The 26,853-nt window shown below is 73.1% G+C and carries 23 protein-coding genes; 12 read left to right on the top strand and 11 right to left on the bottom strand.

Annotation, left to right across the window (positions count from 1 at the left end; all coding sequences use genetic code 11):
* Nucleotides 1-137: 137 nt before the first annotated feature.
* Nucleotides 138-1,121: a DUF3068 domain-containing protein gene (locus D3105_RS15140; RefSeq protein WP_118903737.1), complete on the bottom strand. Its 984-nt coding sequence runs from the start codon at nucleotides 1,119-1,121 to the stop codon at nucleotides 138-140.
* A 185-nt stretch (nucleotides 1,122-1,306) separates the two neighbouring features.
* Here D3105_RS15140 and D3105_RS34565 point away from each other — a divergent pair, with 185 nt between their 5' ends.
* Both D3105_RS34565 and D3105_RS15145 read left to right on the top strand, forming a co-directional pair.
* On the top strand, nucleotides 1,307-1,459 hold the full coding sequence (locus tag D3105_RS34565) for a hypothetical protein (protein ID WP_165891020.1): 153 nt from the start codon (nucleotides 1,307-1,309) through the stop codon (nucleotides 1,457-1,459).
* On the top strand, nucleotides 1,456-2,661 hold the full coding sequence (locus D3105_RS15145; protein ID WP_118903738.1) for a helix-turn-helix domain-containing protein: 1,206 nt from the start codon (nucleotides 1,456-1,458) through the stop codon (nucleotides 2,659-2,661). Before D3105_RS34565 ends, D3105_RS15145 begins: the two co-directional genes overlap by 4 nt.
* A 64-nt stretch (nucleotides 2,662-2,725) precedes the next feature.
* Here D3105_RS15145 and D3105_RS15150 read toward each other — a convergent pair whose 3' ends face one another.
* Genes D3105_RS15150 through D3105_RS15160 form a run of 3 tightly spaced genes read right to left on the bottom strand, consistent with a single transcriptional unit; the run spans nucleotide 2,726 to nucleotide 6,314 of the window.
* The gene (locus D3105_RS15150; protein WP_118903739.1) at nucleotides 2,726-3,511 is read right to left on the bottom strand and encodes a 3-oxoacyl-ACP reductase; all 786 of its coding nucleotides are present in this window, start codon (nucleotides 3,509-3,511) and stop codon (nucleotides 2,726-2,728) included.
* Between the two features lie 5 nt (nucleotides 3,512-3,516).
* On the bottom strand, nucleotides 3,517-4,899 hold the full coding sequence (locus D3105_RS15155; RefSeq protein WP_118903740.1) for an aldehyde dehydrogenase family protein: 1,383 nt from the start codon (nucleotides 4,897-4,899) through the stop codon (nucleotides 3,517-3,519).
* Nucleotides 4,900-4,949: 50 nt separating this feature from the next.
* Nucleotides 4,950-6,314, bottom strand: a complete 1,365-nt coding sequence (locus D3105_RS15160; protein ID WP_118903741.1) for a glutamine synthetase family protein — start codon at nucleotides 6,312-6,314, stop codon at nucleotides 4,950-4,952.
* A 73-nt stretch (nucleotides 6,315-6,387) separates the two neighbouring features.
* On the opposite strand from D3105_RS15160, the gene D3105_RS15165 reads away from it, so the two are divergent.
* From D3105_RS15165 to D3105_RS15175, 3 genes are all read left to right on the top strand, one after another.
* Nucleotides 6,388-7,185 (top strand): FadR/GntR family transcriptional regulator, encoded by a 798-nt coding sequence (locus D3105_RS15165; RefSeq protein WP_412080981.1) that lies wholly within the window; start codon nucleotides 6,388-6,390, stop codon nucleotides 7,183-7,185.
* A gap of 167 nt (nucleotides 7,186-7,352) precedes the next feature.
* Entirely contained in the window at nucleotides 7,353-8,822 is a 1,470-nt protein-coding gene (gene eat, locus D3105_RS15170) for an ethanolamine permease (protein WP_118903743.1), read from the top strand.
* Between the two features lie 57 nt (nucleotides 8,823-8,879).
* On the top strand, nucleotides 8,880-9,629 hold the full coding sequence (locus tag D3105_RS15175) for a gamma-glutamyl-gamma-aminobutyrate hydrolase family protein (RefSeq protein ID WP_118903744.1): 750 nt from the start codon (nucleotides 8,880-8,882) through the stop codon (nucleotides 9,627-9,629).
* Here the strand turns inward: D3105_RS15175 and D3105_RS15180 are convergent.
* The 3 genes from D3105_RS15180 to D3105_RS15190 all read right to left on the bottom strand — a co-directional run bounded on the left by D3105_RS15180 (nucleotide 9,532) and on the right by D3105_RS15190 (nucleotide 11,617).
* Complete coding sequence (locus tag D3105_RS15180; RefSeq protein WP_118903745.1) at nucleotides 9,532-10,305, bottom strand: hypothetical protein; 774 nt, start codon at nucleotides 10,303-10,305, stop codon at nucleotides 9,532-9,534. The genes D3105_RS15175 and D3105_RS15180 overlap by 98 nt on opposite strands.
* Nucleotides 10,306-10,427: 122 nt before the next feature.
* Complete coding sequence (locus D3105_RS15185) at nucleotides 10,428-11,009, bottom strand: TerD family protein (protein WP_118903746.1); 582 nt, start codon at nucleotides 11,007-11,009, stop codon at nucleotides 10,428-10,430.
* Between the two features lie 32 nt (nucleotides 11,010-11,041).
* Complete coding sequence (locus D3105_RS15190) at nucleotides 11,042-11,617, bottom strand: TerD family protein (protein ID WP_097877716.1); 576 nt, start codon at nucleotides 11,615-11,617, stop codon at nucleotides 11,042-11,044.
* 268 nt (nucleotides 11,618-11,885) lie between these two features.
* Between D3105_RS15190 and D3105_RS15195 the strand changes: the two genes are divergently transcribed.
* From D3105_RS15195 to D3105_RS15210, 4 genes are all read left to right on the top strand, one after another.
* Entirely contained in the window at nucleotides 11,886-12,317 is a 432-nt protein-coding gene (locus D3105_RS15195) for a BlaI/MecI/CopY family transcriptional regulator (protein ID WP_118903747.1), read from the top strand.
* Between the two features lie 2 nt (nucleotides 12,318-12,319).
* Nucleotides 12,320-13,255: a M56 family metallopeptidase gene (locus tag D3105_RS15200; RefSeq protein ID WP_118903748.1), complete on the top strand. Its 936-nt coding sequence runs from the start codon at nucleotides 12,320-12,322 to the stop codon at nucleotides 13,253-13,255.
* Nucleotides 13,256-13,627: 372 nt separating this feature from the next.
* The gene (locus D3105_RS15205; protein WP_118903749.1) at nucleotides 13,628-14,986 is read left to right on the top strand and encodes a hemolysin family protein; all 1,359 of its coding nucleotides are present in this window, start codon (nucleotides 13,628-13,630) and stop codon (nucleotides 14,984-14,986) included.
* On the top strand, nucleotides 14,983-16,017 hold the full coding sequence (locus D3105_RS15210; protein WP_118903750.1) for a hemolysin family protein: 1,035 nt from the start codon (nucleotides 14,983-14,985) through the stop codon (nucleotides 16,015-16,017). The genes D3105_RS15205 and D3105_RS15210 overlap by 4 nt, the downstream gene beginning before the upstream one ends.
* 9 nt (nucleotides 16,018-16,026) lie before the next feature.
* On the opposite strand, the gene D3105_RS15215 is transcribed toward D3105_RS15210, so the two are convergent.
* The 3 genes from D3105_RS15215 to D3105_RS15225 form a co-directional block, all read right to left on the bottom strand.
* Nucleotides 16,027-16,248 (bottom strand): twin-arginine translocase TatA/TatE family subunit, encoded by a 222-nt coding sequence (locus tag D3105_RS15215; protein ID WP_118903751.1) that lies wholly within the window; start codon nucleotides 16,246-16,248, stop codon nucleotides 16,027-16,029.
* A 122-nt stretch (nucleotides 16,249-16,370) separates the two neighbouring features.
* A complete protein-coding gene (locus D3105_RS15220) occupies nucleotides 16,371-17,513 on the bottom strand; it encodes a winged helix DNA-binding domain-containing protein (protein WP_118903752.1) in 1,143 nt (380 codons plus the stop codon).
* A gap of 35 nt (nucleotides 17,514-17,548) precedes the next feature.
* Nucleotides 17,549-18,928, bottom strand: coding sequence for a geranylgeranyl reductase family protein (locus D3105_RS15225; protein ID WP_118903753.1), 1,380 nt, complete (start codon nucleotides 18,926-18,928; stop codon nucleotides 17,549-17,551).
* Between the two features lie 141 nt (nucleotides 18,929-19,069).
* Between D3105_RS15225 and D3105_RS15230 the strand changes: the two genes are divergently transcribed.
* Nucleotides 19,070-23,899, top strand: a complete 4,830-nt coding sequence (locus tag D3105_RS15230; RefSeq protein WP_118903754.1) for a HEAT repeat domain-containing protein — start codon at nucleotides 19,070-19,072, stop codon at nucleotides 23,897-23,899.
* Between the two features lie 27 nt (nucleotides 23,900-23,926).
* On the opposite strand, the gene D3105_RS15235 is transcribed toward D3105_RS15230, so the two are convergent.
* Complete coding sequence (locus D3105_RS15235) at nucleotides 23,927-24,490, bottom strand: DNA polymerase ligase N-terminal domain-containing protein (RefSeq protein WP_118903755.1); 564 nt, start codon at nucleotides 24,488-24,490, stop codon at nucleotides 23,927-23,929.
* A gap of 270 nt (nucleotides 24,491-24,760) precedes the next feature.
* Between D3105_RS15235 and D3105_RS15240 the strand changes: the two genes are divergently transcribed.
* Both D3105_RS15240 and D3105_RS15245 read left to right on the top strand, forming a co-directional pair.
* Entirely contained in the window at nucleotides 24,761-25,666 is a 906-nt protein-coding gene (locus D3105_RS15240) for a glycoside hydrolase family 16 protein (RefSeq protein ID WP_118903756.1), read from the top strand.
* A 102-nt stretch (nucleotides 25,667-25,768) separates the two neighbouring features.
* Entirely contained in the window at nucleotides 25,769-26,761 is a 993-nt protein-coding gene (locus D3105_RS15245; RefSeq protein WP_118903757.1) for an aldo/keto reductase, read from the top strand.
* The last annotated feature ends 92 nt before the right edge of the window (nucleotides 26,762-26,853 follow it).

Genomic DNA, 26,853 nt, shown 5'->3' on the forward strand with positions numbered 1-26,853 from the left:
GGCGTAGGGGCGGGGCAGGGATCGCACATGATGTGACGGAAAAGGAAAGACCGGGGGGCCGTGCTCTGGTGGGGATAGACAGTTTTCGGCACGGGTTACCGCCCGGCTACTCACCGGCGCAACAACTTGCGGGTAACTCAGGTGTGCGTACTCGTCATCATGTGAGTGTTCTGGGCCTCCGGGGCCTCCCGGCGCCCCCGGACGACGAGGACGACCCCCGCCACGGTGAGTACGAGACCGATCCCGGCCGCTCCCATCGGTGCGGTCTCACCGAGCATCGCCAGCCGGTCGCTGTCCGCCGACGCCAGCTCGACCTGCTTCTTCTGGGTCGCCTCGGTGAACTCCACGCGCTTGCTCTCCAGCAGCACCACGGCGTCCTTCTTCGACCCGGGCGCGCGCAGCGTCTTCTTCGGGCCGATCGCCGCGTTGATGATGCGGCCGGTGCGCTTGTCCACGACCAGCTCGATGCCGCTGTTGGAATACCACTCCTCGGCCAGCACCTGGGGCGTCTTCTTCCGGTCCACGAGGACCCCGGGCACCTGACGCACCCCGGTCCTCGTCGGCTCGACCTCGCCCTTGAACAGGTAGCCGGCGTAGCCCTGGATCTCCTTCTCGCCCTCGAAGGAGAGCCGCACCACACCGCCGAGCGTGCTGTCCCACCAGCGGTAGGCGCGCTTCTCGACGTCGAAGGGGAACTTGAGGTAGGCCTCCCCGTCGAACGTCGGGGACTCCTCGCAGCAGTGCACCGGCTCGTTGGTGGTGCGGTCGGTCACCCAGCGCTCCAGCGTCCACTGGAGGGCGTCACGGGGATCGGACGCGGGCAGCGTCTTGTCGTGGTCGACGGAGGTGGACACGTCCCAGACGGCGTTGCCGCTCTTCTCGCTGTCGGCCACGTCCCCGCGCACCTGCCGGGTGATCGTGATCGTCTCGTCGTCGACCGTCTCCACCTTGCCGGTGTCGAAATAGCTGCCGGTACCGGTGAACACGGTGGTGGTGTCGATGTCTGTGGGTGTGCGCTTGGCATGCGGCTGGACATACCAGACGAGCAGTGGTGCGAGGACGAGCAGAAAGACCCCCGCCCCCAGCAGAACGAGCGAGAGGGGTGAAGCATTGCGGCGCATCCGGGCACTCCTGGGTCGAAATCTCTTCGCGGAGGTGTACGGGCCCCGGGCCGGTCAGCCCTTGATTGGCGTGAACAGTAAGCAAGGCCTTGACGAGATGTCAATGACCTGTCGACACTGTGTGCGAGCCGGAGGGGCCCGGCTCACGGGGTGGGGATCGCCTCCAGCAAGGAGCTGACCCGACTATGCGCAGACTCATCGCCGCTCTTTCCACCGCCGTGGTGGCCGCGGCGCTAGCCGTAGGTGCGGCCGTCGGTGTCGTGGCACTGCTCGACGCCACCCCCGACCAGCCCAATACGCCATTGATCAGCTACGACACCGCACCGGCGGCCCCATGACCCGCACGGCCTGGCAGGAGGTGCCCCGGTCCCAGCTGGACCGGTTCGCCGCCATCGCCCTGTCCGAGGCCCCGGAGCTCGCCCAGACGATCCTGCACGCGATCCGCCGGGACTACCCCTACCTCCACCTCGTCGAGGACGAGTCCGGGGAGCCGCTGGCCCTGGTCGGCATCCGCCGTGCCATCGAGGGGTTCGTCGACAACCTCACCTCCGGCGCGCACCCCCGGGTGCCGCCGGAGATGTTCCAGGAGTTCGGACGGGGCGAAGGCCTTGAGGGCCGCAGCCTCGACTCGCTCCAGGCCATCTACCGCTTCGGCGTCCGGCTCACCTGGCGCAGGCTCGCCGAGATCGGCCAGCAGGTCGATATCCCGGCGCCCGCCATGTACGAGCTGGCCGAATCGGGATTCGAGTATCTGGACGGGCTCGTGGAACAGTCGGTACGGGGCTACGCCGAGGCGGCGGCCCGGCGCGCCAGCGAACGCCTCCGCCTCCAGCGCCAGCTGATCGAGATGCTGCTCATGGAGCACCGCGTCGAATCGACCCGGACCCTGGCCGAGCGGGCCGCCCGCATCGGCTGGGAGCTTCCCGAGACGATCGCGGTGGGCGTGCTCATCCGTCCCGCCCGGGAGGCGGTCGCCCCGGCCGTCGGCCAGGGCATCCTGCTGGAGATGGAGAGCGAGCAGCCGCGCATCGTCATCCCCGACCCGGACACGGCGGGCCGCGCGGAGACCCTGCGACGGGCGACCGCGGGCTGGTCCGGGGCGATCGGCCCGGCGGTCCCGCTGGCCGCCGCCGCGACCTCGCTGCGCTGGGCGGAGACCGCGGTCCAGCTGATCAAGAAGGACCTGCTCCCTCAGGGCGAGGTGCTGCACTGCACCGAGCGCGTGGAGGAGCTGGTCCTGCTGCCGGCCCAGGAGCTGATCGACGCCTCCGCCCGCCGCTGCCTCGCCCCGCTGGACGGGCTCAGCCCGACCCAGTCGCGTCGGCTGGCCGAGACGCTGCTCGCCTGGATCGAGACCCCTGGCGGCGCCCCCGAGGTGGCCGCCCGCCTCGGCGTCCACCCCCAGACGGCCCGCTACCGGCTGCGGCAGATCCGCGAGCTGTGGGGCGACGCCATCGACGAACCGGACCAGCGTTTCGAGATGCTGCTCGTGCTCCGCGCCCAGCGGCTGCGGGGCGACCTGGCCCCGGCCCAGGGCTGAGACCGAAGCCGCCGCGGCCCGCACGTCCGGGGGACGTGCGGGCCGCGGCGCATCCGTGCCGGGGTTAGACCGGGGTGACGTACGCCCCGGCGATCCCGCCGTCGACCAGGAAGTCCGTGGCGTTCACGAACGAGGAGTCGTCGCTCGCCAGGAAGGCCACGGCGGCGGCGATCTCCGTCGGCTCGGCGAACCGCCCGACCGGGATGTGGATCAGCCGCCGGGCGGCCCGCTCCGGGTCCTTGGCGAACAGTTCCTGGAGCAGCGGGGTGTTGACCGGCCCCGGGCAGAGCGCGTTGACGCGGATGCCGTCCCGCGCGAACTGCACCCCCAGCTCGCGCGACATCGCCAGCACCCCGCCCTTGGACGCGGTGTACGAGATCTGCGAGGTGGCCGCGCCCATCCGGGCCACGAACGAGGCCGTGTTGATGATGGAGCCCTTGCCCTGTGCGCGCATGTAGGGGATGGCCGCCTTGCAGCAGAGATAGACCGAGGTCAGATTGACCTCCTGCACCCGCTTCCAGGCCTCCAGACCGGTGTCCAGGATGGAGTCGTCGTCGGGCGGCGAGATCCCCGCGTTGTTGAACGCGATGTCGACCGAACCGTAGGTGTCGTGGGCGGCCCTGAAGAGGGCGTCCACCTCCTCGGCGTCGGTGACGTCGGTACGGACGAAGAGCCCGGCGGCCTCCTCGGCGGCGGCCTTGCCGCGCTCCTCGTCCACATCGGCACAGACGACATGGGCGCCCTCGGCGGCCAGCCGCCGGACGGTGGCCAGACCGATGCCGCTGCCGGCTCCGGTGACGACGGCGGTGCGGCCGACCAGGCGGCGGCAGACAGGGGAAGTGTCGGTCATGGTGCTCAGGCCTCCGTGCTGATGAAGACGTTCTTGGTTTCGGTGAAGGCGGCCAGCGCGTCCGGGCCGAGCTCGCGGCCCAGGCCCGACTGCTTGTAGCCGCCGAAGGGGGTCGAATAGCGCACGCTGGAGTGCGAGTTGACGGAGAGGTTGCCCACCCGCAGCCCCTGGCTGACGCGCAGCGCGCGGCCCACGTCGCGGGTCCAGACCGAGCCGGCGAGCCCGTAGTCGGTGGCGTCGGCCTGCCGGACCGCGTCCGCCTCGTCGTCGAACGGCAGCACCACGGCCACCGGCCCGAAGACCTCGTCGACGGCCACCGGAGCGTCGGGCGCGACCCCGGCGAGGACGGTCGGCGGATACCAGAACCCGGGCCCCTCGGGCGCCTTGCCGAGCATCGCCCGTACGCCGTCGGCCTCCCGGCCGCCGTCGACGAGCCCCCGGACCCGGTCCCGCTGGACGGCCGAGATCAGCGGCCCCATCTGCGTCTTCTCGTCGGCCGGGTCGCCCACCACGACGGCGGACACGGCCGGGACGAGGGCGTCGAGGAACCGGTCGTACACGGACCGTTCGACCAGGATCCGGGTCCGGGCGCAGCAGTCCTGCCCGGCGTTGTCCAGGAAGGACATCGGGGCGGCCGCCGCCGCGGCCTCCACATCGGCGTCGGCGAAGACGACGTTGGGGCTCTTTCCGCCCAGCTCCAGGGTGAGCCGCTTCACGCGCTCGGCGCAACGGGTCATGATGTGCTTGCCGGTCCGGGTGGAGCCGGTGAACACGATCTTCGCGACGCCCGGGTGCTCGACCAGCGCGCTCCCGGCCACCGGGCCCTCGCCGGGCAGCACCTGGAAGAGACCCTCGGGAAGGCCCGCCTGCAGGGCGAGTTCGGCCAGCCGCAGAGCGGTCAGCGGGGTCGTCTCGGCGGGCTTGAGAAGGACGGCGTTGCCCGCGGCGAGGGCCGGGGCGAGGCCCCAGGCGGCGATCGGCATGGGGAAGTTCCACGGGGCGATGACCCCGACGACGCCCAGCGGCTCCAGAACGGTGAAGTCGATGCCGCCCGCCACCGGGATCTGCCGGCCCAGCAGCCGTTCCGCCCCGCCCGCGCTGTAGTCGAGCAGATCGCGGACGTTGCCCGCCTCCCACCGGGCGTTCCCGATGGTGTGACCGGCCTCCCGGACCTCCAACCGGGCGAGTTCCTCGATGTGTTTGTCGACGACGACGGCGAAGCGGCGCAGCAGTCGGGCCCGGTCGGCGGGCGCGGCGGCGGCCCACGAGCGCTGGGCGCCCGCCGCGCGGACGACGGCGGCGTCCACATCGGCGGCGGAGGCGGCGGGGACGGTGGCGATGACCTCGGCGGTGGCCGGATTGAGGACGTCCAGGGTGGGTTGTGACACGTACGGACCCCGATCAGGGAAGCGGGTGGTGGTCAGAGGCGTTCGGAGGATCAGAGGCGTTCGAAGGAGCGGCGCAGCTCCCAGTCGGTCACCGCGGAGTCGTACGCGGCCAGTTCGACCCGGGCCATGTTCAGGTAGTGCGCGACGACCTCCTCGCCGAACGCCTCCTTGGCGATCGGGCTGGCCTCCCACAGTTCGGCGGCCTCGCGCAGGGTCGTCGGCACCTGGTCGTAATCCGCGGTGTAGGCGTTGCCCGTACAGGCCTCGGGCAGCTCCAGCCGGTGCTCGACCCCGTACAGTCCGGCGGCGACCAGCCCGGCCACGGCCAGATGCGGGTTGACGTCGCCGCCGGGCAGCCGGTTCTCGAAGCGCATCGAGCGCCCGTGGCCGACGACCCGCAGGGCGCAGGTGCGGTTGTCGACGCCCCAGGCGACGGCGGTGGGGGCGAAGGAGCCGGGCTGGAAGCGTTTGTAGGAGTTGATGTTGGGGGCGTAGAGGAGGGAGAAGTCGCGCAGGGCGGCGAGCTGTCCGGCCAGGAAGTGGCGCATCACCTCGGACATGCCGTCCGGGCCTTCGCCCGCCATCACGTTCTCGCCGTCCGCGTCGGTCAGCGAGAGGTGGATGTGGCAGGAGTTGCCCTCGCGCTCGTCGTACTTGGCCATGAAGGTCAGCGAGACGCCTTCCTGGGCCGCGATCTCCTTGGCGCCCGTCTTGTAGACGGCGTGCTGGTCGCAGGTGGTGAGCGCCTCGTCGTAACGGAAGACGATCTCGTGCTGGCCGGGATTGCACTCGCCCTTGGCGGACTCGACGGTCAGCCCCGCCTGCTGCATCTCGTTGCGGATCCGGCGCAGCAGCGGCTCGATGCGGCCGGTGCCGAGGATCGAGTAGTCGATGTTGTACTGGTTGGCCGGGGTCAGCCCGCGGTAGTCGCGGTCCCAGGCCTCCTCGTAACTGTCCCGGAAGACGATGAACTCCAGCTCCGTGCCCACCTGGGCCGTCCAGCCGTGCTCCGCCAGCCGGTCGAGCTGGCGGCGCAGGATCTGCCGGGGGGCGGCCACCACCGGACTGCCGTCGTGCCAGGCGAGATCCGCGATCAGCAGGGCGGTCCCCTCGTGCCAGGGGACGGGCCGCAGGGTGGCGGGGTCGGGGACCATGCCGAAGTCGCCGTAGCCGTGCTCCCACGAGGACATCGCGTAACCGTCGACCGTCTGCATCTCGGTGTCCACGGCCAGGAGATAGTTGCAGCCCTCGGTGCCGTGCTCCAGCACCTCGTCGAGGAAGAACCCGGCCGCGAACCGTTTCCCCTGGAGCCGGCCCTGCATGTCCGGGAAGGCCAGCACCACGGTGTCTATCGACCCGTCCGCGACCCGTGAGCGGAGCTCGTCGACGCCGAGCGGGGGTGTGCGGTCTGCCACGGGATGCCTCCTTGGGTGAACCGGGAGGCTTAAGGTATGACAGGGAACCATTGCTTGGGAAGGGGATCCGTCAGTGGCCACGAGCGGAAGAGCGGACGACACCCGTCCGGGGGTACGGGCAGCAGAGGCGGACGTGGCGGCGGGCGGCGCGGGCGATCCCGCGCCCGGTCCGCTGGACTCCGTGCTGCGCCCGGTCCGCGCGGGCAACGGCTTCGAGGAGGCCCTGGAACAGGTCCTTCAGCTCCTGCGCCTCGGCCTCGTACCGCCGGGCGAACGCCTGCCCTCGGAGCGCGAGTTGTCCCAGCACCTGCGGATCAGCAGGGTGACGCTGCGTGAGGTCCTCAAGGTCCTCCAGGACCAGAACATGGTCGAGAGCCGTCGCGGCCGCTACGGAGGAACGTTCGTCCTGCCGCGCACCGCCGCCCCCGACGGCAGCGGTGAACTGCGCCGCCGCATCGCCGCTGTCGACGTCGAGGACACCCTGCGCTTCCGCGAGGTGCTGGAGGCCGGGGCAGCGGGCCTGTGCGCCGAAGGGCTCACGGCCGACGGCGAGGACCGGCTGCGGGGAGCGCTCGATGCCACCCAGGGCGCCCGGCTGGAGGACTATCGCCGCCAGGACACCCTGCTCCACCTCACCCTCGCCGAACTCTCCGGCTCCCGCACGCTCGCCGCCCAGTACGCCGCCGTCCGGGCCACTCTCAACGAACTGCTCGACGGCATCCCGCTGCTGGTGCGCAACCTGGAGCACTCCCAGCAGCAGCACGCGGCCGTCGTCGAGGCGGTCCTCGACCGGGACCCGGACGCCGCGCGCGAAATGATGCGCGAACACTGCGGCGGCACGGCGGCCCTGCTGCGCGGCTTCCTCGCCTGAGCCGGGGGCGATGACGCCCGGGCCGGCGACGCCCGGCGAGGCGAATCCGTAACCACTCTTTAACGCACGCCTCTTGCCAGGCGCCGCCACGTTCCACAAAGGTGTGCCGACGAACCTTTGATCGAAGCAGTTCCAACGATGAAGTCGACACACATCTGGAGCGCCTCATGGCTCAGGGAACCGAAGCACCCGCCGGACCACCCGGTGACGCGGGCCCGGCGAAGTCCGGCACGGACGCGTATCTGCACCGCCGGACCCTGCGCCGCGGCAGCGCCGGCTGGCTCCTGCTGACCGGACTCGGCGTCGCCTACGTCGTCTCCGGGGACTTCTCCGGCTGGAACATCGGCCTGTCCAAGGGCGGCTTCGGCGGACTCGCCGTGGCCATGGTCCTGATGGGCGTCATGTACGCGTGTCTTGTCTTCGCGCTGGCCGAACTCTCCGCCATCCTCCCTACGGCGGGCGGTGGTTACGGCTTCGCCCGGCGGGCGCTCGGCACCTGGGGCGGCTTCCTGACGGGGACGGCCATCCTCATTGAGTACATCCTCGCCCCGGCCGCCATCTCCCTCTTCATCGGCGACTACGTCGAATCGCTCGGCCTGTTCGGCCTCACCTCCGGCTGGCCCGTCTACCTCGCCTGCTTCGCGATCTTCATCGGCATCCACCTCTGGGGCGTCGGCGAGGCGCTCCGCTTCAGCCTGGTGGTGACCGCCATCGCGGTGGCCGCGCTGCTGATCTTCGCCGTCGGCGCGTTCACCGAGTTCGACGCGGGCCGACTCAACGACATCCCGGCCGACGCCTCCGCCTTCGGCTCCTCCTCCTGGCTGCCGTACGGACTCCTCGGGATCTGGGCCGCCTTCCCCTTCGGCATGTGGTTCTTCCTCGGGGTGGAGGGCGTGCCGCTCGCCGCCGAGGAGGCCAAGGACCCGGTCCGCTCGATGCCCAAGGCCCTGGCGATCTCGCTGGCCGTGCTGGTCTTCCTGGCCCTCATCACCTTCGTCTCCGCCACCGGCGCCCAGGGCGCGAACGCCATCAAGGAGGCCGGGAACCCGCTCGTGGTGGCCCTCCAGGGCGACGGCGAACCGACCGCCCTGAGCCGCTTCGTGAACTACGCGGGCCTCGCCGGGCTCGTCGCCTCCTTCTTCTCCCTGATCTTCGCCGGATCCCGCCAGCTCTTCGCCCTCTCCCGGGCGGGCTATCTGCCGCGCTTCCTCTCCCTCACCAACCGCCGCAAGTCCCCCTACCTCGGCCTGCTGATCCCCGGCGTCATCGGCTTCGCGCTCGCCGCCTGGAGCGGCAACGGCGGCCGGATGCTGAACGTCGCCGTCTTCGGCGCCACCATCAGCTACGCGCTCATGGCCCTCTCCCACCTGGTCCTGCGCCGCCGCGAACCGGAGCTGCCGCGCCCCTACCGCACCCCCGGCGGCGCGCTCACCTCGTCCGTCGCCTTCGCTCTGGCATGCTCGGCCCTGGTGGCGACCTTCCTGGTGGACCGCGACGCGGCGTTCATCGCGCTCGCCGTGTACGCGGTGGCGCTGGCCTACTTCGCCTTCTACAGCCGTCACCGGCTGGTCGCGGGAGCCCCGGAGGAGGAGTTCGCCGCACTGGCGGCTGCCGAGGCCGAACTCGCCCGCGACTGAAGGCGCCGGCGACCCCGGCCGCCGACGCGATCCCCCCCGACCGAAGGAGTACGTTCCATGCCCCGGCCCGTCATCGGCATCAGCACCTACCAGGACCCGGCCCGGTGGGGGGTGTGGGAGATGCCCGCGGTGCTGCTGCCCGCCGCCTATCCGCGCCTCGTCCGGGCGGCGGGCGGGCTCGCGGTGCTGCTGCCGCCCGACGACGCCGAGGACGCGGCCCGGGACACCGTCGCCGCCCTGGACGGGCTGGTGATCGCCGGGGGAGCGGACGTCGAGCCCGCCCGGTACGGGGCGGTCGCCGACCCCCGTACCGGCCCCCCGGCCCGCGAACGCGACGCCTGGGAACTGGCGTTGATCCGGGCGGCCATCGACCAGGGGGTCCCCCTGCTCGGCATCTGCCGGGGCATGCAGCTGCTCAACGTCGCCCTCGGCGGCACGCTGATCCAGCACCTGGAGGACCACACCGGCGGCCTCGGCGTCTTCGGCAGCCACCCGGTGACCCCCGTGACCGGCACCGCGTACGCGGACGCCGTCCCCGAGACCGCGATGGTGCCCGCCTACCACCACCAGGCGGTCGACCGCCTCGGCGCCGGCCTGGTGGCCTCCGCGCACGCCCCGGACGGGACGGTGGAGGCCCTGGAACTCCCGGACCACGGAAGCCTGGTGCTCGGGGTGCAGTGGCACCCGGAGATGGGCCAGGACACCCGGGTCATGGCCGCCCTGGTCCGGGCTGCCGGGGAGCGGGTGGCGTCGACCCCTCGAACCCCGGACCGGAGTAGTCGGGCCCCGCGAACGCCGGTGAGCTGAAGCGGGAGCCGCGCCCCTCGCCCGCCTCCGGCGCGGACGCCGCCGCCTCAGCCAGCTCCTGGAGGAGGAACGGCCGGATCCCCCGGTCGCGCAACGCCACGACCCACGCCTCACGGGCCCGGGCGAGCGCGGGAGCGTCAGCGGCGGCGGACGGGTCGGGTACGGCCACCGCGTCCGCCGTCGACTGCCGCGCCGCCGTCCGGTAGAGGGCGACCACACTGACCAGGGCCGCGGCCCCCGCGACCACCAGACTGAACCAGCCGACGCCGACGAGGGTGTCCGCCAGGGCGGGCAGGGTGTCGGCGAGCCGCAGACCGTACCCGAGCAGCAGGAACGTCGCAGCGGCCACGGCGGAGAGCACCGGCGTCAGCACCCCGAGGACCGCCAGCACCCCGGCCCCCGGCCGCTCCTGATCGCCGGGACCGGAGAGCTGCGCCGTCCCGGCGTCCCGCCGCCCGCCCTGCGCGTGGAGCCGCAGCGCCGCGTACCGCCGGTACTCCGCATCGGCGGCGGCCGCCGTGCGCTCCACAGCCGCCAGCCCCCGGATACGCAGCCGGTCGGCGGGGACGCCCGAGCGCTCCAGCAGGCGCCGGATCTCCGGCGAGGCGATCACCTCGTCGAGCGCGCTCGCGTAGTCGGATCTGTCCTCGTCCCCGAGCCGGGAAGGTCTGCCCATGCTGTCCCTCGGTCGATACATGCGTCGGTACGTGCGTTGATACGTGTGGGGTGGGTGCCGTGAAGGCGGCGCGGGGGTGCGCACGTGCCGCGTGCGCACCCCCGCGCCGCTGCCGGACGGGGTCAGAGGTGCTGGGCGACCGCGGGCATGAGGTCCTGGAAGGTCCGACCGTCCGCGGCCGCGCCGATCGCGGTCATCTGCCAGCCCGAGCCGGTCCGCTGGACCTTGGCCATGATCTGGGCGGTGTGCCGACCGCCGCCGGTCAGCGTGTACCGGGCCAGCTCCTGGCCGTTGCTCTCGTCGACCAGCCGGCAGAACGCCGCCTCGACCTCCTCGAAGGTCTGGCCGGTGAACGAGTTCACCGTGAAGACGATCTGGTCCACATGGGCCGGTACACGTCGCAGGTCGACGACGATCGACTCGTCGTCGCCACCCTGGCCCGCCCCGCCGACCCGGTTGTCCCCGGTGTGCCGGACCGAGCCGTCGTCGCTGGTCAGATGCTGGAAGAAGACCACGTCCTGCGGGGCCTGGCCCGCGAAGAGCACCGCCGAGGCGTCCAGGTCGATCTCGCGTGCGGTCAGCCGCGCCAGAAATCCCTTGCGGGGAGCGGACTTCCAGCCGAGACCCATCCGCACGACGTCGAGCTCGCCGCCGCCGGACTTGGTGAGGCTGACCTGCTGGCCCTTGGTGAGGTTGATCGTCATCGTTCCGCCTTCCGTGATCGCGTCCGAGCGGCTCAGAGACTGACGCCGAAGTCGGCGACGATGCCGCTCAGCCCGGATGCGTAACCCTGCCCGACCGCACGGAACTTCCACTCGGCGCCGTGCCGGTACAGCTCGCCGAAGACCATCGCCGTCTCGGTGGAGGCGTCCTCGCTGAGGTCGTAGCGGGCGATCTCCGCGCCGCCCGCCTGGTTCACCACCCGGATGTACGCGTTGCGGACCTGGCCGAAGCTCTGGCCCCGGCTCTCGGCGTCGTGGATCGAGACCGGGAACACGATCTTCGCGACGGTCGCGGGCACCGATGCGAGGTCGACCTTGACGATCTCGTCGTCGCCCTCGCCCTCACCGGTGAGGTTGTCGCCGGTGTGCTCGACCGAACCGTCGGGGCTCTTCAGGTTGTTGTAGAAGACGAAGTGCCCGTTGGAGAGCACCTTGCCCGCCTCGTCGCAGAGCAGCGCGCTCGCGTCGAGGTCGTAGTCGGAGCCGGTGGTGGTGCGGACGTCCCAGCCGAGACCGACGAGGACCGCGGTCAGCCCCGGAGCCTCCTTGCTCAGCGAGACGTTTCCACCCTTGGCGAGGCTCACACCCATGATCTTCTCCCTTGTCCGGCGGCAGTGAGGAAAATCTACAGCACTGTAGATTTGCTGGGCCAGGAGGCGGTCGGGCCGGGGTGCGGTGGTCCGTGTCGGTCCCGATCGGCACGTCCCGCGCCGGCCGGGCGCCGGCGGTCCCGCTCCTGGTGGTGGCCGGTCCCTCCGCCTTCTGGATACGATTCCCCGATGCCCGGCGGGCCCAGTGCCCCGGCCGGGCGGCCGAACGGAGCGAGCCGGGCGGCGAGACGGAGAAAGGGGCCCTGCCGTGGACGCCGAAAGAACCGGTGGCGAACGGGAGACGCCCGCCCGCAGGCGCGGCCAGGGTGAACTGGAGGCCCAGGTGCTGTCGGTACTGGGCGAGGCGAGCGAACCGGTCACCGCGGCCTGGGTGCAGGAGCGGCTCGGCGCGGGCCTCTCGTACAGCACCGTCATCACCATCCTGACCCGGCTGCACGCCAAGCAGGCGGTCACACGCACCGGACGAGGGCGCCCCGTCCTCTGGGAGCCCGTGGCGAACGAGGCCGGGCTCGCCGCCCTGCGGATGCGCCGGCTCCTCGACAAGCAGAGCGACCGCGACGCGGTGCTCTCCAGCTTCGTCTCCGTCCTCTCCTCCCACGACGAGGACCTGCTGCGGTCCCTGCTCGCCGAGAGCGGCCCCGACGACACCGGCGCGCCCTCGGACCGGCCGGAGCGCTGACGATGGGGGTCTTCGTCTATCTGCCCCTCGTGCTGCCCCTGACCGCGCTGCCGATCGCCCGCCTGGCCGAACAGCATCTGCACCCCCGCAGGGCCGCCCGGCTGCTGACCACCGTCGCCGTCATCCTCGCCTCCTGCAGCCTCCTGTGTCTCGGGCTGCTGGTGGTCGTGGGCACCGCCCAGCTGCCCGGCAACCCGCTGCCCGACGGCTGGTCCGACGACGAGGTCCGCGAGGCCGTGCCGCATGACGCGTTCGCTGGCAAGGCGTCCATTCTGGCGCTCGTGGTCGTCACCGCGGCCTGCGGATTCACCGTCCACCGCCACTTCCGCTTCCGGGCCCGGGCCCACCGGGTGCTCCGTGGACTGGGAGGGGACGACGACGTCGCCGTGCTGCCCGACGCCATCCCGTACGCCTACGCGCTCCCCGGCTCCCCGGGGCGGGTGATGGTCTCCACGGCCATGCTCGCCTCCCTCGAACCGGCCGAGCACCGGGCGTTGTTCGCCCACGAGCGGGCCCATCTGACGGGACGCCACCACCGGCTGCTGCTCGCGACCCGGCTGGCCGGCTGCGTCAACCCCCTCCTGTGGCCGCTGCTCGGGGCCCTGGTCTACAGCACGGAGCGCTGGGCGGACGAGGAGGCGGCCCGGGTCACCGGCGACCGCCGGCTGACCGCCCGCGCGGTCGGCAAGGCGGCGCTCGTCGCCCGTCCGGTGCCCGGCGGCGCGGCCTTCGCCGCCTTCGCCGCCGCGGGCCCGGTGCCGCGCCGGGTGGCGGCGCTCCTGGGGCCGGTGCCGCCGGACCGCAGCTGGCCCCCGGCCCTCACTCCGGCCGGGGCCGCCGCGCTCGTCGCCGCGGCCGGAACGACCGTCTCCGCGCTGTCCGCGCTGAACGCGGCCGTCGCCCTGTTCCTCGTCCTGGAGGCGGCGACACCGCTGTAGGGGCTGTCCCCGCGCGGCACTCGGCCCGGCATGACGGTGAGGGGGTGCCCGTTCCATCCCTGGATATGCCCATTGGCGTACGGTTCTGGTCACGGCAGCCGCCCCCGAACCGCCCATCTACTCCGCTGTAGAGTTCATGGACCGCAGGCCCGACCGTGGGCAGAACCGGAAACGCACCGGTGCGGCGGAGCGGGCCGAACCCCTCCACACAGTGGCTGGCACGACCCAGCCGGACAGGAGCCACGCGTTGTCTGCCAGTACGGGCCCTTCGGGGCCCGACCTTCGCCCTCCGGGGCCTGACTTCCACCGCATCCGACCCGCCGACGCGGCCACGGGCCGGGCCGGCCGCCGCTCCTGCGGGGCGAGGACCCGGTGATCGCCGCACTGCTCGGCCTCCTGGCCGTCTTCGTCCTCACCGCCGGGACCGGCTACTTCGTGGCCCAGGAGTTCGCCTACGTCTCCGCGGACCGGCTGACCCTCGCCCGGGAGGCCGCGGCCGGGGACAAGCGGGCCGCCCGCGCCGTGAAGGTGCTGGAGCGCCTCTCGTTCATGCTTTCCGGCGCCCAGCTCGGCATCACCGTCACCGGGCTCGTCGTCGGCTTCCTCGCCGAACCGTCCGTCTCCGCGCTGCTGCGCCCCGCCCTCAGCGGAACCGGCGTGCCCGACGGGGTGGTCTCCGGCATCTCCGTCGTGCTGTCCTTCGTGGTGGCGACCGTCATCCAGATGGTCCTGGGCGAACTCGCCCCCAAGAACCTGGCCCTCGCCATCCCGGAGCGGATGGCGAAGTCCCTGGCCGCCTCCACCCTGATCTACCTCCGGGCCGTCGGCCCGGTGATCCACATCTTCGACAGCGCGGCCAACCGGCTGCTGCGCCGGATCGGCATCGAACCCGTCGAGGAACTGCACCACGGCGCCACCCTGGAGGAGCTGGGCCACCTCATCGGCGAGTCCCACGAGCAGGGCGAGCTGCCCGCCGCGACCGCCGAACTGATGGACCACGCCCTGGAGTTCTCCGAGCGGACCTTGAGCGAGGTGATGATCCCGCGCGCCGACGTCGCGTTCGTCCGCCGGGACGCCATGGCCGCCGAGGCCGTGCAGCTGATCGCCCGCCACGGGCACTCCAACTACCCGGTGCTCGGTGACCACCCGGACGACCCGGCGGGAGTCCTGGGCGTACGGGAGCTGATGCGGCTGTCCGCCGCGGAGGTCGGCCGTACCACGGTCGGATCGCTGGCCCGCGATCCGCTGCTGCTGCCCGAGCTGCTGAAGCTGCCCGCCGCCGTGACGCAGATGCGGGAGCGCGACGACGAGTTCGCCGTGGTCCTGGACGAGCACGGCGGCCTCGCCGGGATCGTCACGTACGAGGACATCGCGGAGGAGCTCGTCGGGGACATCGCCGACGAGTCCGACACCGTCGTCGAACTCGCGGTCGCCGACGGCTCCGGCTGGATCGTGGACGCGGGTCGCCGCCTCGACGAGATCGAGGAGGCCACCGGGATGGAACTGCCCCAGGAGAGCGACGACTACGACACCCTGGCCGGACTGATCATCGACCGGCTCGGCCGCTTCCCGACGGTGGGGGACCGGCTGACCGTCTCCGGCGTCCGGATCGCCGTCCGCTCGCTCGACCGGCATGTCGCCGAGTACGTCCGCATCGAGCACGAAGACCCCGCCGCCGACGCCGATCGGACAGCCGACGCCGATCGCACCGGACAGGAGCCGCAGGCATGAGCTTCCCCCTGGCCCTCTTCGTGACCGTCCTGCTGCTCATCGGCAGCGGGTTCTTCGTCGCCGCCGAGTTCGCCCTGGTCGCCGCCAAGCGCCACCGCATGGAGCAGGCCGTGGCCCGCGGGCAGCGCGGTGCCAAGGCGGCGCTCGCCGGGATGCGCGAGCTGTCGCTGATGCTCGCGGGCGCCCAGCTCGGCATCACCATCTGCACCCTGGGCCTGGGCTCCGTGTCCAAGCCCGCCATCTCGCACGAGCTGGACCCGCTGCTGGAGAAGCTCGGACTGCCCGCAGCCCTCAGTTACGGCATCGCTTTCGCGCTGGCGATGATCATCGTCGTCTTCCTGCACATGGTGGTCGGCGAAATGGCCCCGAAATCCTGGGCCATCGCCCACCCGGAGCGCTCGGCGATGCTCCTGAGCCCGGCCTTCCGGGCTGTGGTCAACGCGGTACGACCGCTGATCCGGCTGATGAACTGGATCAGCAACGGCCTCGTGCGGCTCTGCCGGGTCACCCCGCGCGACGAGCTGACCTCGGTGCACAACCGGGACCAGCTCACCCACCTGATCGAGGAGTCCGAGCGGCTCGGGCTGATCAGCAAGGGCGACTCCGGCCTGATGACCCGGTCCCTGACCGAACCGCAGGCCCCGGTCTCCGCCGTCCAGATCCCCGCCGACCGGATCGTGACCGTCCCGGCCGGCGCGGGACTCGACGAGGTCCTGGCCACCGCCGCCGAAGCCGACCGCACCCGCCTGCTGGTACGGGACGGGGAGCGGGTGCTCGGATCGGTGCACGCCCGCGACGCCCTCGTCGCCCGCGCCCGGTCGCGGGCGGCCCTCGCCCGGGACCTGGCCCGCCCGGTCCCGGAGCTGGCCCCGGAGGAGACCGCCGCCCACGCCGTGGAGCAGTTGCGCGAGCGGCGGGCCACCATCGCCGTCGTACGGGACGGGGAGGGACGGCTCACCGGCCTGGTCAGCCTGGACGACCTGCTTGCCAGGCTCCTGCACCCGCAGACGCCGCCCGAGGCCGCGTCCTAGGCGACGGCCCTAGGGGGTGTCCCGCTCGGCCGTCTCCCCGCGGATGACCCGGGGGGACGGCCGGTCGGGGCCGCTGTCCGCGTCGTGCTCCTGGTCCTTGAGCGCCCGCTTCTCGCTCTTGAGGATGCGTGCGGCCTTTCCCGCCGACCGTACGAGGTCGGGCAGCCGCTTCACGGCCAGCACCGCCACGATCACCAGGAGAAGGAGAGTGAGCTCGCCGATCCCGAACATGGTTGCTGCTTTCTCTGGGGCGGAGTGGACGAGGAGTCAGCCGGATCCCTGACGGGACGGCAGACCGTAATCTACAGCCCTGTAGAGCATGCGTTCGTGGAATCGTGGACCGGGCACCGCCCTCAGCCACCGGGCAACAGCCGCACGGTGGCGTCCGGGAGACGGTTCCACCAGTGGCCGTAGCGCCGGTAGACCTCCGGTTCCCGGCCGGCCAGGAACCCCACCAGCGACCGGGCCTCGACGGCGAGCCCCTCCCAGACCTCCTCGGGCAGCGGATGGAACGCCGCCGCCTCGATGCCCCCGTCGACCGGCCGCCACACCCCCGCCACGTACCCGTCGACCAGCAGCGTCGCCAGCACGTCCCCGTTCGCACGGATCACGACCCTGCGGTACGCGGGCGGGAGGACCCGGCCGCGATCCGCGTACGCCAGCAGGACGCTGTCCCACATCGCCATCAGCCGGGGCGGCGCCGGCGTCGTCGCGTCCGGCCGCGGAGCGCCCCGCAGATCGAACAGCTCCTCGCCCTCCGGCCCCTCCAGCCGGTCCAGCTCCCCGCCGAGCTCCGCGAGCGCCGCCCACACCGCGGTCCGCCGGACCATCGCGAACTGCGCGACGTCCGCCACCGACGCGGGCCCGAACCCCGAGAGGTAGCGCACGACGAGGGTCCGCAGCGAAGCGGCCGACGCCTCCGCATCCGTCCGCGGAGGGCCGGTCCGCGGCGCGACGTACGAGGGCCGGTGACCGAACGACCACGGCGGCGCGGTGGGCGCGTGGAGCAGCGGCGTGAACTGCCGCAGCCCCCACCAGGCACCCTGCTCCGGCGGCGCGCCCAGCCGCTCGCCCAGCCACGCCTCGCACTCGGCGGTGGTCCGGGGCCGCTCCGTGAACTCCAGCAGCCCGGGGACGAGTTCCTCGGCGTCCTCGGCCGTCAGCCCGGACGCGGTGAAGCGGGATCCCAGCCGGGACGCGCGTATCACCGGATGCATGGCTTCCCGGAACACCGCGTGGTCCCCGGCGTGCACGGCGTGGAGCGTGAGCCGCATCAGCGTCGCCTTGACGACCGCGTGGTCCGTGAACGCGGCGTCGAGACCGGCCGGATCGAAGTCCGCGAGCCGGTTCCAGAGGGCGAGATAGGGCGAGGCGGGCTGCTGCGCCTGGAGTGCCACCACACGCCGCACCCCCTCGGCGGCGTCCAGCGGCTCCCGCCGCAGCAGCAACTGCCGGGCGAGCGTCGAGCGGTTGAGTTCGCGAGTGGTGATGGTCATGCCGTCCTTCTCCGGTCCGTTCCCGCGGTGGGCCGTCAGCGTTTCCGGCCCAGCTGCCCGCCGCGCCCCGCACCCCGTCGTCGGCTCGGACCCGGAGCCGGGACGAGGCGGAACGCCGTGTTGAGGACATGGTCGGCAACATCGCGCGAGGGCTTGTCCGTGAGGTCGGTGAGCAGCCGGGCCAGCAGGTCGAGGAGGAACGGCGAGCCCATGACGTACCGGTTGAGCACCGGCTGGAAGCCCGAGCGGCTGAAGACCAGGTCGGCCGCGGTGTTGCCCAGCCGGTAGTAGCGGCCCCAGCGCCGGTTCATCTCCACCGGGTAGCCGCGCAGCACCTGCTCGCGGCGGGGCCCTTGGGCGTGTGCCAGGGCGAGGGCCGCGGTCTCGGCGGCCACCTCGCCCGCCTCCATCGCCTGGGCGATGCCCTCGCCGTTCCAGGGGCTGACCATCCCGCCGGAGTCGCCGACCAGCAACAGCCCCCGGGCGTACAGCGGATGGCGGTTGAACCCGAGGGGCAGGGCGGCGCTGCGCACCGGGCCTTCCGCGTTCTCCTCGCGCAGCCCCCACTCCTCCGGGGTGCGGGCCAGCCACTGGTCCAGGGTGGCGCGCAGGTCCGCCTTGCCGTGCCGCCGGTGGGGGAGCGCCCCGAGTCCTACGTTGACCCGGCCGTCGCCCATCGGGAAGATCCAGCCGTAGCCGGGGAGGTACGGGCCGCCGTCGGGGAAGCGGAGGTCGGCCCACAGCTCCAGGTACTCCTCCCGGGAGCGTTCGGGGCTGCGGTAGTAGCGCCGGGCAGCGGTCGCGATCTGCCGTCGCGGGTCCCGCTCCAGGCCCAGCGCCAGGGCGAGGCGGGCGGACGCGCCGTCGGCGGCGATGACGACCGGCGCACGGAAGTCGACCGGCTCCGGCACGTCTGGCGAGTCCGAGGACGCGGCGACCCCGGTGACCCGGCCCGCCCGGTCCGTCAGCGGCCGCTCCGCCTTCCAGCCGCTGTACAGCCGGGCCCCCGCCGCCACGGCGTGCCGGGCCAGGATGTCGTCGAAGTCGTGGCGGCTGCGGGAGAGGCCGAAGTCCGGGTAGCGGCCCAGCGACGGCCACTCGATGTGCACCCGGTGCTTCCCGGCCACCCAGCGCATCCCGCGCGAACGCGTCCAGCCCGGTGCGGTGATGTCGACGCCCATCCGGATGAGCTGGTGCACCGCCCGCGGGGTGAGACCGTCGCCGCACACCTTCTCCCGGGGGAAGCGGGCCTTCTCCAGCAGGATCACATCCACGCCGGCCCGCGCCAGGTGGTACGCGGCCGAGGAGCCGGCCGGGCCCGCCCCCACCACGATCACCTGGGCGTCCCTGTCCGTACGGGACGCCTCCTCCGCGTCCGGGTCCGTCGTCGCCGGGTCCGTCGGCTGTTCCCGCATGACAACCCTTTCCTCAACGGCTGTTGCTCTGCCCCGGGGCGGCGGCCCCGGCCAACATCATCGATCAGGACGGGCCGGGGCGATACCCGGCGTCCGGATATCCGGGGGCGGGCGAGCGAACCGGCCGTCTACGCTCCGTCGGTGACCACCCTCCCGGACGAACCGATCAGCGACGCCCTCGACCGCGCCGACGCCGGTCTCCTCGCCCGGCGCCTCGACGCCCGCACCTGCCCACCGGAACTGCTCGGTCGACTGGTCCGGCACCCGGTCCTTCGCCTCCGGCTCCTGGGCCTGACGCTCCTGGCCGAGCGCACGGACGCCCCGGACTCCCCGAATGCCGACGTCGGGCAGCTCGCCCTGGTGGCACGGCTGTTGCCCGACACGGTGGGATCGTCGCCCGAGGAGTCCCTCCTGCTCGCCGGACTCCACGCCCGGCTCGGTTCGCGCAACCCGCGCCCCCGGCTGCCCGACTGGCGGACGGCCGGGCTGCCCGCCCGGGTACGGATCGCCTGGCTTCGGACCGAACTTCTCGGCGACCCCGCGGTCCTGCGCACGGAACCGGCGGGCGAACTCCTCTACCGGGCCGTCCGCGAGAGCGCCGCCGCCGACGCGCACCGCCCCGACCGTCTCGTGGCCGAACTCGTCCACACCGGGGACCCGGTCCTCCAGGCCGAGGCACTGCGGCTGGCCCGCGACGGACTGCACGTCGGACTGCTGGCACCGGCGTTCGTACGGGACCGGCTGGTGCGCCTGGTGGACGCGCCGGACGACGTAGCGGCCGGTGCGCTGCGCGAACTCGCCGAGCCCTGGGCGACGGTGACTCCGCCGGCCCCGTCGTTGCTGACCCGGTCGGCGGGTGCGCGGGGTGGTGGGGGCTCGGCGCTCGCGGCCGCCGTTCTCGTCGCCGCAGCCCGGCACGGGCACCACACGGTGCTGTGGAACACGGCCGAGGACCCGGCCGGGGCCCCTGCCCTGCGCCGGCAGGCCGTGGAACTCCTGGGCGAGCGAGCGGAGCGCACCGACGTCGGACGTCTGGTGACCCTGGCCGCCACGGACCCCCTCCTGCTCGCCGGGCCGGTGCTGACCTGCCTGCGCGGACTGCACCGGCGCGGCCACTTCCCGGCGGACCGGGACGCCGGGCCCGTCCTCGATCTGGCCCTGGCCGACCACACCGTCCCGGCCGAGGACGTCGCCACGGTCCTCTACACGTGCCGGCGCCCGCTGTTCGACGCCCTCGTCGACGCCCCGTCCGCTGCCCCGGACTGGCCGCGCCGGCTGGAGCTGCTGGTCGCCCTGGAGCGGCAAGGGGTGACCGACATCCCCATCGGCGAGGCCGTCGCCGGGCTGCTCCCGGCCGCCCGGGCCCCGCGCCCGTTCCTCGCCGCGATCCGCGCCCTGCGCCCCCCGAACGCCGAGGACGCCGTACTCGCCCTGCTGCCCACGGCCCCGTCGGCCGCACTGGACGCCCTGGAGGCCATCGGCGGAGACCGTACGCGATCGGCACTGGCCCGAGCGTTCGGCATCGAGGCTCCGACGGACACCCCGGCCTTGGCGCCGGGCAGTCCGCCCCGGGCACCGGACCGCTCGCCCCACCTCCCGGTCGCGCCCGAGCTGCGCCCCGTACGCGACCGGGCGCTCGCGCTTCTGTGGCAGCTCACCCGCGTACCGGAGCAGCGGCGGGAGCTGCTCGACCGGCTCGACCCCCGGCACCTCCCGCACGCCGTCGAGGCCGACCTCGGCGCCCCCGACGAGCGGGAACTGGCCGTTCTGCGGGCCCGTGTGGACGCGGACGCCCCCGTGGCGGCGCTCCGCCGGATCACCGAGTACGCCGGTACGGAGGCCCTGCCCCTGGTGTCCGACCTGCTCCTGCGCCTCGTGCGCGATCTCGCCGCGCCCCGTGACCCCGACGCCGGGCCGCCCTGGCCCGGGACGGACACCCCGAATCCCGACTTCGCACCCGGCCGGCCCCGGCCCGACCGCGAACCGGAGCTGCCGACCGAGGCGTTGGCGGCCGTGCGTGCCCTCGGGAGCCGGCTGTGGCGGAGGGGGAGGATCAGGCCCGTCTGTCTGCTCGACGCACCGGACGACACCGGCGCGGGCCACGCGTTCCTCACCGCGACGGTGCTCGGCCTCCTGGAGCGGCCCGGGCTCGCCGGCGGCGAACAGGCGGTACTGCTCAAGGCGTTGCTCCAGACCCCCGCGACCGCGTCCACCCGCGCCCGGGTGCACCGCCTGCTGCGCAGCCGCGATCCGCACGTGCGCAAGCACGTCATCGCGCTGCTGGCCCACGACGCCTCGGGCGCGGACGCGCGGGCCCTGTCCGCGACGCTCGTCCCGCTGACCTCGGACCCGGACATCCGGACCGTACGGGCGGCCCTGCTGACCCTGGGCACGGCACGGGCCGACTGGGCGGGCGAGGCGGTCGCCGCCTGCCTCCACCACCCGAACATGAACATCAGGAAGACGGCGGCGGCCACCCTGCTCCACGCGGGGGCCCCCGCCTCCGTCCCGCATCTCCTGCGCGCGCTCGGCCGTGACGACAACCCGGGGCTGCGGACCGCCCTGACCCGGGCGCTGGGGGCGGTCGTGGGCGACGCCCGTACCGCGACCCTCCTCGCCGCCGCCGAAGCGGCCGGGGACGAGCGCACCCGCCACCTTCTGCTGAGCGCCCTCGACGGCGAGGTGACCGCCCGCGCCGTGCTCGCCCTCGACGCGGGGGCCTCGCCGGTCGTCCCCGCCCTGCTGGCGCTCGTCGCGGACGGCGGTGTACGCCTCGCCGCGGGCTCCGGCTCCGTGGCGGACCTGGAGGAACCGCTGGCCCGGCACGGTGTGCCGATGCCGCCGGACGCCCCGGGCCGGGCCACGACCGCGGCCGACCCGGATGTGGCGACTCTGCTGCGGACCGGCTGGGACCCGGGACTCGCCCTGCGCATCGCCTGTCGGCCCACACCCCCGGACTCCGCAGACGTTCACGAAATACCGGCGGCACGGGTCCTGGTGGGCAACTGGCTCGACCTGGCCGCCCGGACCGACGAGGCCGGACTCCGCAGCCGCCTGGTGCGGTGCGCCGTGCGCCTGTGCCCGGGGCCGTGGTCCGCCGACGAGGTGGCGGCGCTCGCCCGGCACGCCGGTACGGTCACCGACGCGTTCGGCACCGCCACACGCGGGGCAGAGGTGGCCGGGTTCGACGGAGAGGCGGAAGAGCTGATCGACGTCCTGCACGCCGTCGCACCCCATCTGCCCGCCGGCCGGCGCTTCCCGGTCGTCGAGGCACTCCGCGCCCTTCCGCCCGCGGGCCCTGGCGGCTCACCCCGGCCCGAGGCGGCCACCTCCCTGCTCCCTCTGCTCCGGCAACTCGGCGCGGTGCTCGTCCGCGCCGATCTCGACCGGGCACTGGCCGCCGCCCACCGGGGCGCCGACCCCTGGCGAGCCGCGCCCGCCGTGCTCCGTGAGGCGTTCGGCGTACCGGGAGAGGGGGTGATCCCCGATGAATCTGCCACGTGGCAGGCGGAGTTGTCCGAGGCGGTACGGACCCCCGAAGCGCTGGCGGAGTTCCGGGGACGTAACGCGACCGCCGGAGCGGAAGCCGGAGCCCCGCGTAAGCCCGGCCCGAAAGGGACCGGCCGCACCGCCGACGGGACCGCCCGCCCAGCCACCGTCCCCCGCTCCCGGAGCCTGCTCCGCGCGCTCGTCGACGCGTACCCGGGGGCCGCGCCCGAGGCACGGGCGCGACTCGTCGACTGGATGACCGAGCTTCAGCCGCTCGACGCGCCCGAGTGGACCATCGCCGAGACCCGGGCGGCGAACGCGGCCGCCGGTGCCCCGGCACGTCCGGCGCGGGCGGACGATCTCGACCAGCCCCGGTCGGCCGCCCAGCGGTCCCGGCTGCTGGCCCTGCTGGACGCGGAGAGCCCGGAGCGCCGGACCGCCGCCGCGACGGCCCTGCGGGACTGGCCCGAGCCGGACGTGTCGCGCGCGGTCCTGCGGGCGTATCTGCGCGGCCGGATCGACGTGCTCCCCGACACCACCGCCCCGGATCCGGTGCACGACGGGGAGTTGACCGCCCCGGGGGTGCTGCCGGAGCGGGCGCTGCGCTGGGTGGCCCGGCTGCCCGAGGACGATCTGGCCCCGCTCGTCCCGCTGCTCGTCGACTGGTGGGAGCACGGCCCGCCCGCTGTGCACGAGGCGGCCCGCACCGCGCTGGGCCGGGTTCCCGCCGATGCCCTCGCCCACCTCCTGGCGCCCCGTGTCGAGGCGGGCGAACTCGGGCTGCTCGACCTGCTGACCGGCCTGCGGCTGCTGCGGACCCCCCTGCTGTCCCGGGCCGAGCGCCTTCTGCGTACCGAAGGCCGTGAGGCCCTGGCCGACCGGCTCGTCCTCCTCGACGGCCCGTTGCGCACCCCCGGGACCGCACCCGAGGACGCCACCGCGCTCGCCTCCCTGCGCACCCCGCCCCGGGCCCCGGCGGATCCACCGTCGCTGCCGGAGCTGCTCGGCCTCGCCCGAACGGGCACGCCCGCGCGGATCCGGGAGGTCCTGACCCGCCTCGTCGAGGGGCACCAGCCAGCGCCCGGCGCCCGTCCCGACCCAAAACTGCGTGCACTGATCGAGGAGTTGCTGCACCACTCGCGCGCCGGCGTGCGGTTGCACGCGCACCGGGCCTCGCGCGCCCTGTTCGACCGGGACACCCACGCCCGGCTCACCGCGCTCCTGCTGGCCGACCCGCTGCCGGACGTGGTGCGCATGGCGGTCCGGACACTGGGCCGCGCCGCCTGGGAGCCCGCGCTGCCCGATCTGGTCCGGCTCCTCGACCATGCGAAGCCGGCGGTTCGCAGGGCCGCCCGGGACGCGGTCGTCGGCTTCGGCGGGACGGCGGTTCCGGTCCTGCGCCGGGCCGAGGCCCACGCCCGCCCCGACCGGCGGTCGCTCTACACGGACGTGCTCACGCAGATCACGGACGGAGAGTCCTGAGAGGGCAAGGCTTCCCCGGCCCGCGCGTCAGCCCTCGCCGCCCCTGGCCGCCGCCGCGGCGACCTGGTGCAGCGTCCGTCCCGTACGGGCGGACCGGGCGTGGTACGGATCCGGCGAACCGGGCCTGCCGCGCACGGCGAGACGGTCGTTGGCCTTGATCAGCAGCCAGGCCTCATGGCCGCCGCTGTCCGGCTCGTCGCCCTTCTGGATGCGGGTGAGCGCGAACTCGCCGTGCAGCTTCGACCCGTACAGCCAGAACGTCGCGTGACCCAACTCCAGGGATTGGGCGAAGGGGACGGCGTCACCCTGCCCGTCGTGTCCGAGCGGCCGGTAGGTGCCCTGGTCCCAGACGATGACCGTGCCGCTGCCGGACTCACCCCGGGGGATGACCCCTTCGAACTCGCGGTACTCCAGAGCGTGATCCTCCGTCGGTACGGCGAGCCTGCGGTCGCTGGGGTTCTCCGACGGCCCGCGGGGCACCGCCCAGGACTTCAGTACGCCGTCGACCTCCAGCCGGAAGTCGAAGTGCAGCCGTCGCGCGTCATGGATCTGCACGACGAAGTGGGGCCGCGGTGTGCTGTCGTTCTCCACGTCGTGCTCCCTTCGCCGCCCGGTCCGTATCTCCACTCTGCCGCCGCCCGGGAGGAACCGCATGACGGGGCCGCCTTCAGATGCATATGCCGATGAGGCATGCCGTTCCTTCTCCGGTCCGGACCAAGTTATTGACGACTCCTGTGGCACTCCCTTAAATCAAGAATTGAAATATGCGCCCGAGGTGATCGCCCCAACCGTTCACCTCTCGGCGTTGACCTGTCATGCACATGCCCCGCATGTGCATGTCCCCCCACGCGAAGTGATGTGATGACCGTGCACCCCACGCACTCCACGGCGCGCAGCGTCTCCCGGCGCCGCCGCGTCGCCCTCTACGCGGCCTCGCTGCTCTGCTGTTCCGCCATCCTCACCGCACTCCCCGGCGGAGCGTCCGCCGCACCCGCCGCCGACTCCGCGGCCCCCGGACCCGGAACCATGGCCGTCGCCTTCGAGGACCAGTTCGACGGGCCGGCCGGTGCCGCCGTGGACGGCGGCAAGTGGCAGACCGAGACCGGTGACAACGTCAACAACCACGAGCGGCAGTACTACACCCCGGGCAACGACAACGCCGCGCTCGACGGCCAGGGCAACCTCGTGATCACCGCCCGGAAGGAGAACCCGGGCAACTACCAGTGCTGGTACGGGGCGTGCGAGTACACCTCGTCCCGGCTCAACACCTCCGGCAAGTTCGCCGCCGCGTACGGCCATGTCGAGGCCCGGATCAAGATCCCGCGCGGCCAGGGCATCTGGCCCGCTTTCTGGATGCTGGGCGACGACTTCGGCAACGTCGGCTGGCCCAACAGCGGCGAGATCGACATCATGGAGAACGTCGGCTTCGAGCCCGGCACGGTCCACGGCACCCTGCACGGCCCCGGCTACTCCGGCTCGGGCGGCATCGGCGCCGCCTACACCCTTCCCAACGGCCAGGTGTTCGCCGACGACTTCCACACCTTCTCCGTGGACTGGGCGCCCGACTCCATCACCTGGTCCGTCGACGGCAACGTCTTCCAGCGGCGCACCCCCGCCGACCTGGGCGGCAACCAGTGGGTGTTCAACAAGCCCTTCTTCCTCATCCTGAACCTCGCGGTCGGCGGCTACTGGCCCGGCGACCCCGACGGCTCCACCCAGTTCCCGCAGCAGATGGTCATCGACTACGTCCGGGTGACGACCTCGTGACGACCGGCGGCTGACCGGGAGCTTCGAAGCGTGGACGGCGGCAGAGGTGCTCCTGCCGCCGTCCACCCCGCCCGCCCCGTCCGACACGAGAAGCGAAATAGCATGATCCCCATGGAACAGCGCACACTCGGCAGGACCGGCCGTGACGTCTCGGTCGTAGGGCAGGGCACCTGGCAACTCGGCGGTGACTGGGGAGAGGTCGCGGAGGACGACGCGTTCGACGTCCTCGACGCGGCCGTCGCATCCGGCGTCACCTTCTTCGACACCGCGGACGTGTACGGGGACGGCCGCAGCGAACAGCTCATCGGCCGCTACCTCAAGAACCGCCCCGACGCGGACGTCTTCGTCGCCACCAAGATGGGCCGCCGCGCCGACCAGGTGCCGGAGAGCTACGTCCTGGACAACTTCCGTGCCTGGAACGACCGTTCCCGGGCCAACCTCGGCACCGACACGCTCGACCTCGTACAGCTGCACTGCCCGCCCAGCAGCGTCTACTCCTCCGACGCCGTCTACGACGCCCTGGACACCCTGGTCGCCGAGCAGCGGATCGCCGCCTACGCGGTGAGCGTCGAGACCTGCGTCGAAGCGCTGACCGCCATCGCGCGCCCCGGCGTCGCGAGCGTGCAGATCATCCTCAACCCGTTCCGCCTGAAGCCGCTCGACGAGGTCCTCCCGGCGGCCGCCGCCGCGGGCGTCGGCATCATCGCCCGGGTCCCGCTCGCCTCCGGACTGCTCTCCGGCAAGTACACCAAGGACACCGTCTTCGGCCCCGAGGACCACCGGACGTACAACCGGCACGGCGAGGCGTTCGACCAGGGCGAGACGTTCTCCGGCATCGACTACGCCACCGGCGTCGCCGCGGCCGCCGAGTTCGCCGAGCTGGCCCCGGAGGGCGCCACCCCCGCGCAGACCGCGCTGCGCTGGATCATCCAGCAGCCGGGCGTCACCAGCGTGATCCCCGGGGCGCGCTCGGTGGAACAGACCCGCGCCAACGCGGCGGCTGCCGCCCTGCCGTCGCTGCCGCAGAGCACGCTGGACGCCGTGCGCGAGCTGTACGACCGGTCGATCCGCGCAGAGGTCCACGGCCGCTGGTGACGGCGGCGGGCGGGGAGAAACGGGCGGGGGAGCGGCGAGCGGGACTCAGTCGTCCTGCTCGTCCTCCCCGTCCCTGTCCCTGTTCCCGTCCT

It is taken from the genome of Streptomyces globisporus, from assembly GCF_003501885.1.
GTDB lineage: Bacteria > Actinomycetota > Actinomycetes > Streptomycetales > Streptomycetaceae > Streptomyces > Streptomyces globisporus_D.

What these genes read in the sequence shown, in the direction of transcription:
- D3105_RS15225 (WP_118903753.1), bottom strand. Translation starts at nt 18,928, where the DNA reads ATGCGGGAACAGCCGACGGACCCGGCGACGACGGACCCGGACGCGGAG.
- D3105_RS15185 (WP_118903746.1), bottom strand. Translation starts at nt 11,009, where the DNA reads ATGACGATCAACCTCACCAAGGGCCAGCAGGTCAGCCTCACCAAGTCC.
- D3105_RS15190 (WP_097877716.1), bottom strand. Translation starts at nt 11,617, where the DNA reads ATGGGTGTGAGCCTCGCCAAGGGTGGAAACGTCTCGCTGAGCAAGGAG.
- D3105_RS15215 (WP_118903751.1), bottom strand. Translation starts at nt 16,248, where the DNA reads ATGTTCGGGATCGGCGAGCTCACTCTCCTTCTCCTGGTGATCGTGGCG.
- D3105_RS15245 (WP_118903757.1), top strand. Translation starts at nt 25,769, where the DNA reads ATGATCCCCATGGAACAGCGCACACTCGGCAGGACCGGCCGTGACGTC.
- D3105_RS15200 (WP_118903748.1), top strand. Translation starts at nt 12,320, where the DNA reads ATGGGGGTCTTCGTCTATCTGCCCCTCGTGCTGCCCCTGACCGCGCTG.
- D3105_RS15180 (WP_118903745.1), bottom strand. Translation starts at nt 10,305, where the DNA reads ATGGGCAGACCTTCCCGGCTCGGGGACGAGGACAGATCCGACTACGCG.
- D3105_RS15150 (WP_118903739.1), bottom strand. Translation starts at nt 3,511, where the DNA reads ATGACCGACACTTCCCCTGTCTGCCGCCGCCTGGTCGGCCGCACCGCC.
- D3105_RS34565 (WP_165891020.1), top strand. Translation starts at nt 1,307, where the DNA reads ATGCGCAGACTCATCGCCGCTCTTTCCACCGCCGTGGTGGCCGCGGCG.
- D3105_RS15175 (WP_118903744.1), top strand. Translation starts at nt 8,880, where the DNA reads ATGCCCCGGCCCGTCATCGGCATCAGCACCTACCAGGACCCGGCCCGG.
- eat (WP_118903743.1), top strand. Translation starts at nt 7,353, where the DNA reads ATGGCTCAGGGAACCGAAGCACCCGCCGGACCACCCGGTGACGCGGGC.
- D3105_RS15210 (WP_118903750.1), top strand. Translation starts at nt 14,983, where the DNA reads ATGAGCTTCCCCCTGGCCCTCTTCGTGACCGTCCTGCTGCTCATCGGC.
- D3105_RS15220 (WP_118903752.1), bottom strand. Translation starts at nt 17,513, where the DNA reads ATGACCATCACCACTCGCGAACTCAACCGCTCGACGCTCGCCCGGCAG.
- D3105_RS15140 (WP_118903737.1), bottom strand. Translation starts at nt 1,121, where the DNA reads ATGCGCCGCAATGCTTCACCCCTCTCGCTCGTTCTGCTGGGGGCGGGG.
- D3105_RS15240 (WP_118903756.1), top strand. Translation starts at nt 24,761, where the DNA reads ATGACCGTGCACCCCACGCACTCCACGGCGCGCAGCGTCTCCCGGCGC.
- D3105_RS15145 (WP_118903738.1), top strand. Translation starts at nt 1,456, where the DNA reads ATGACCCGCACGGCCTGGCAGGAGGTGCCCCGGTCCCAGCTGGACCGG.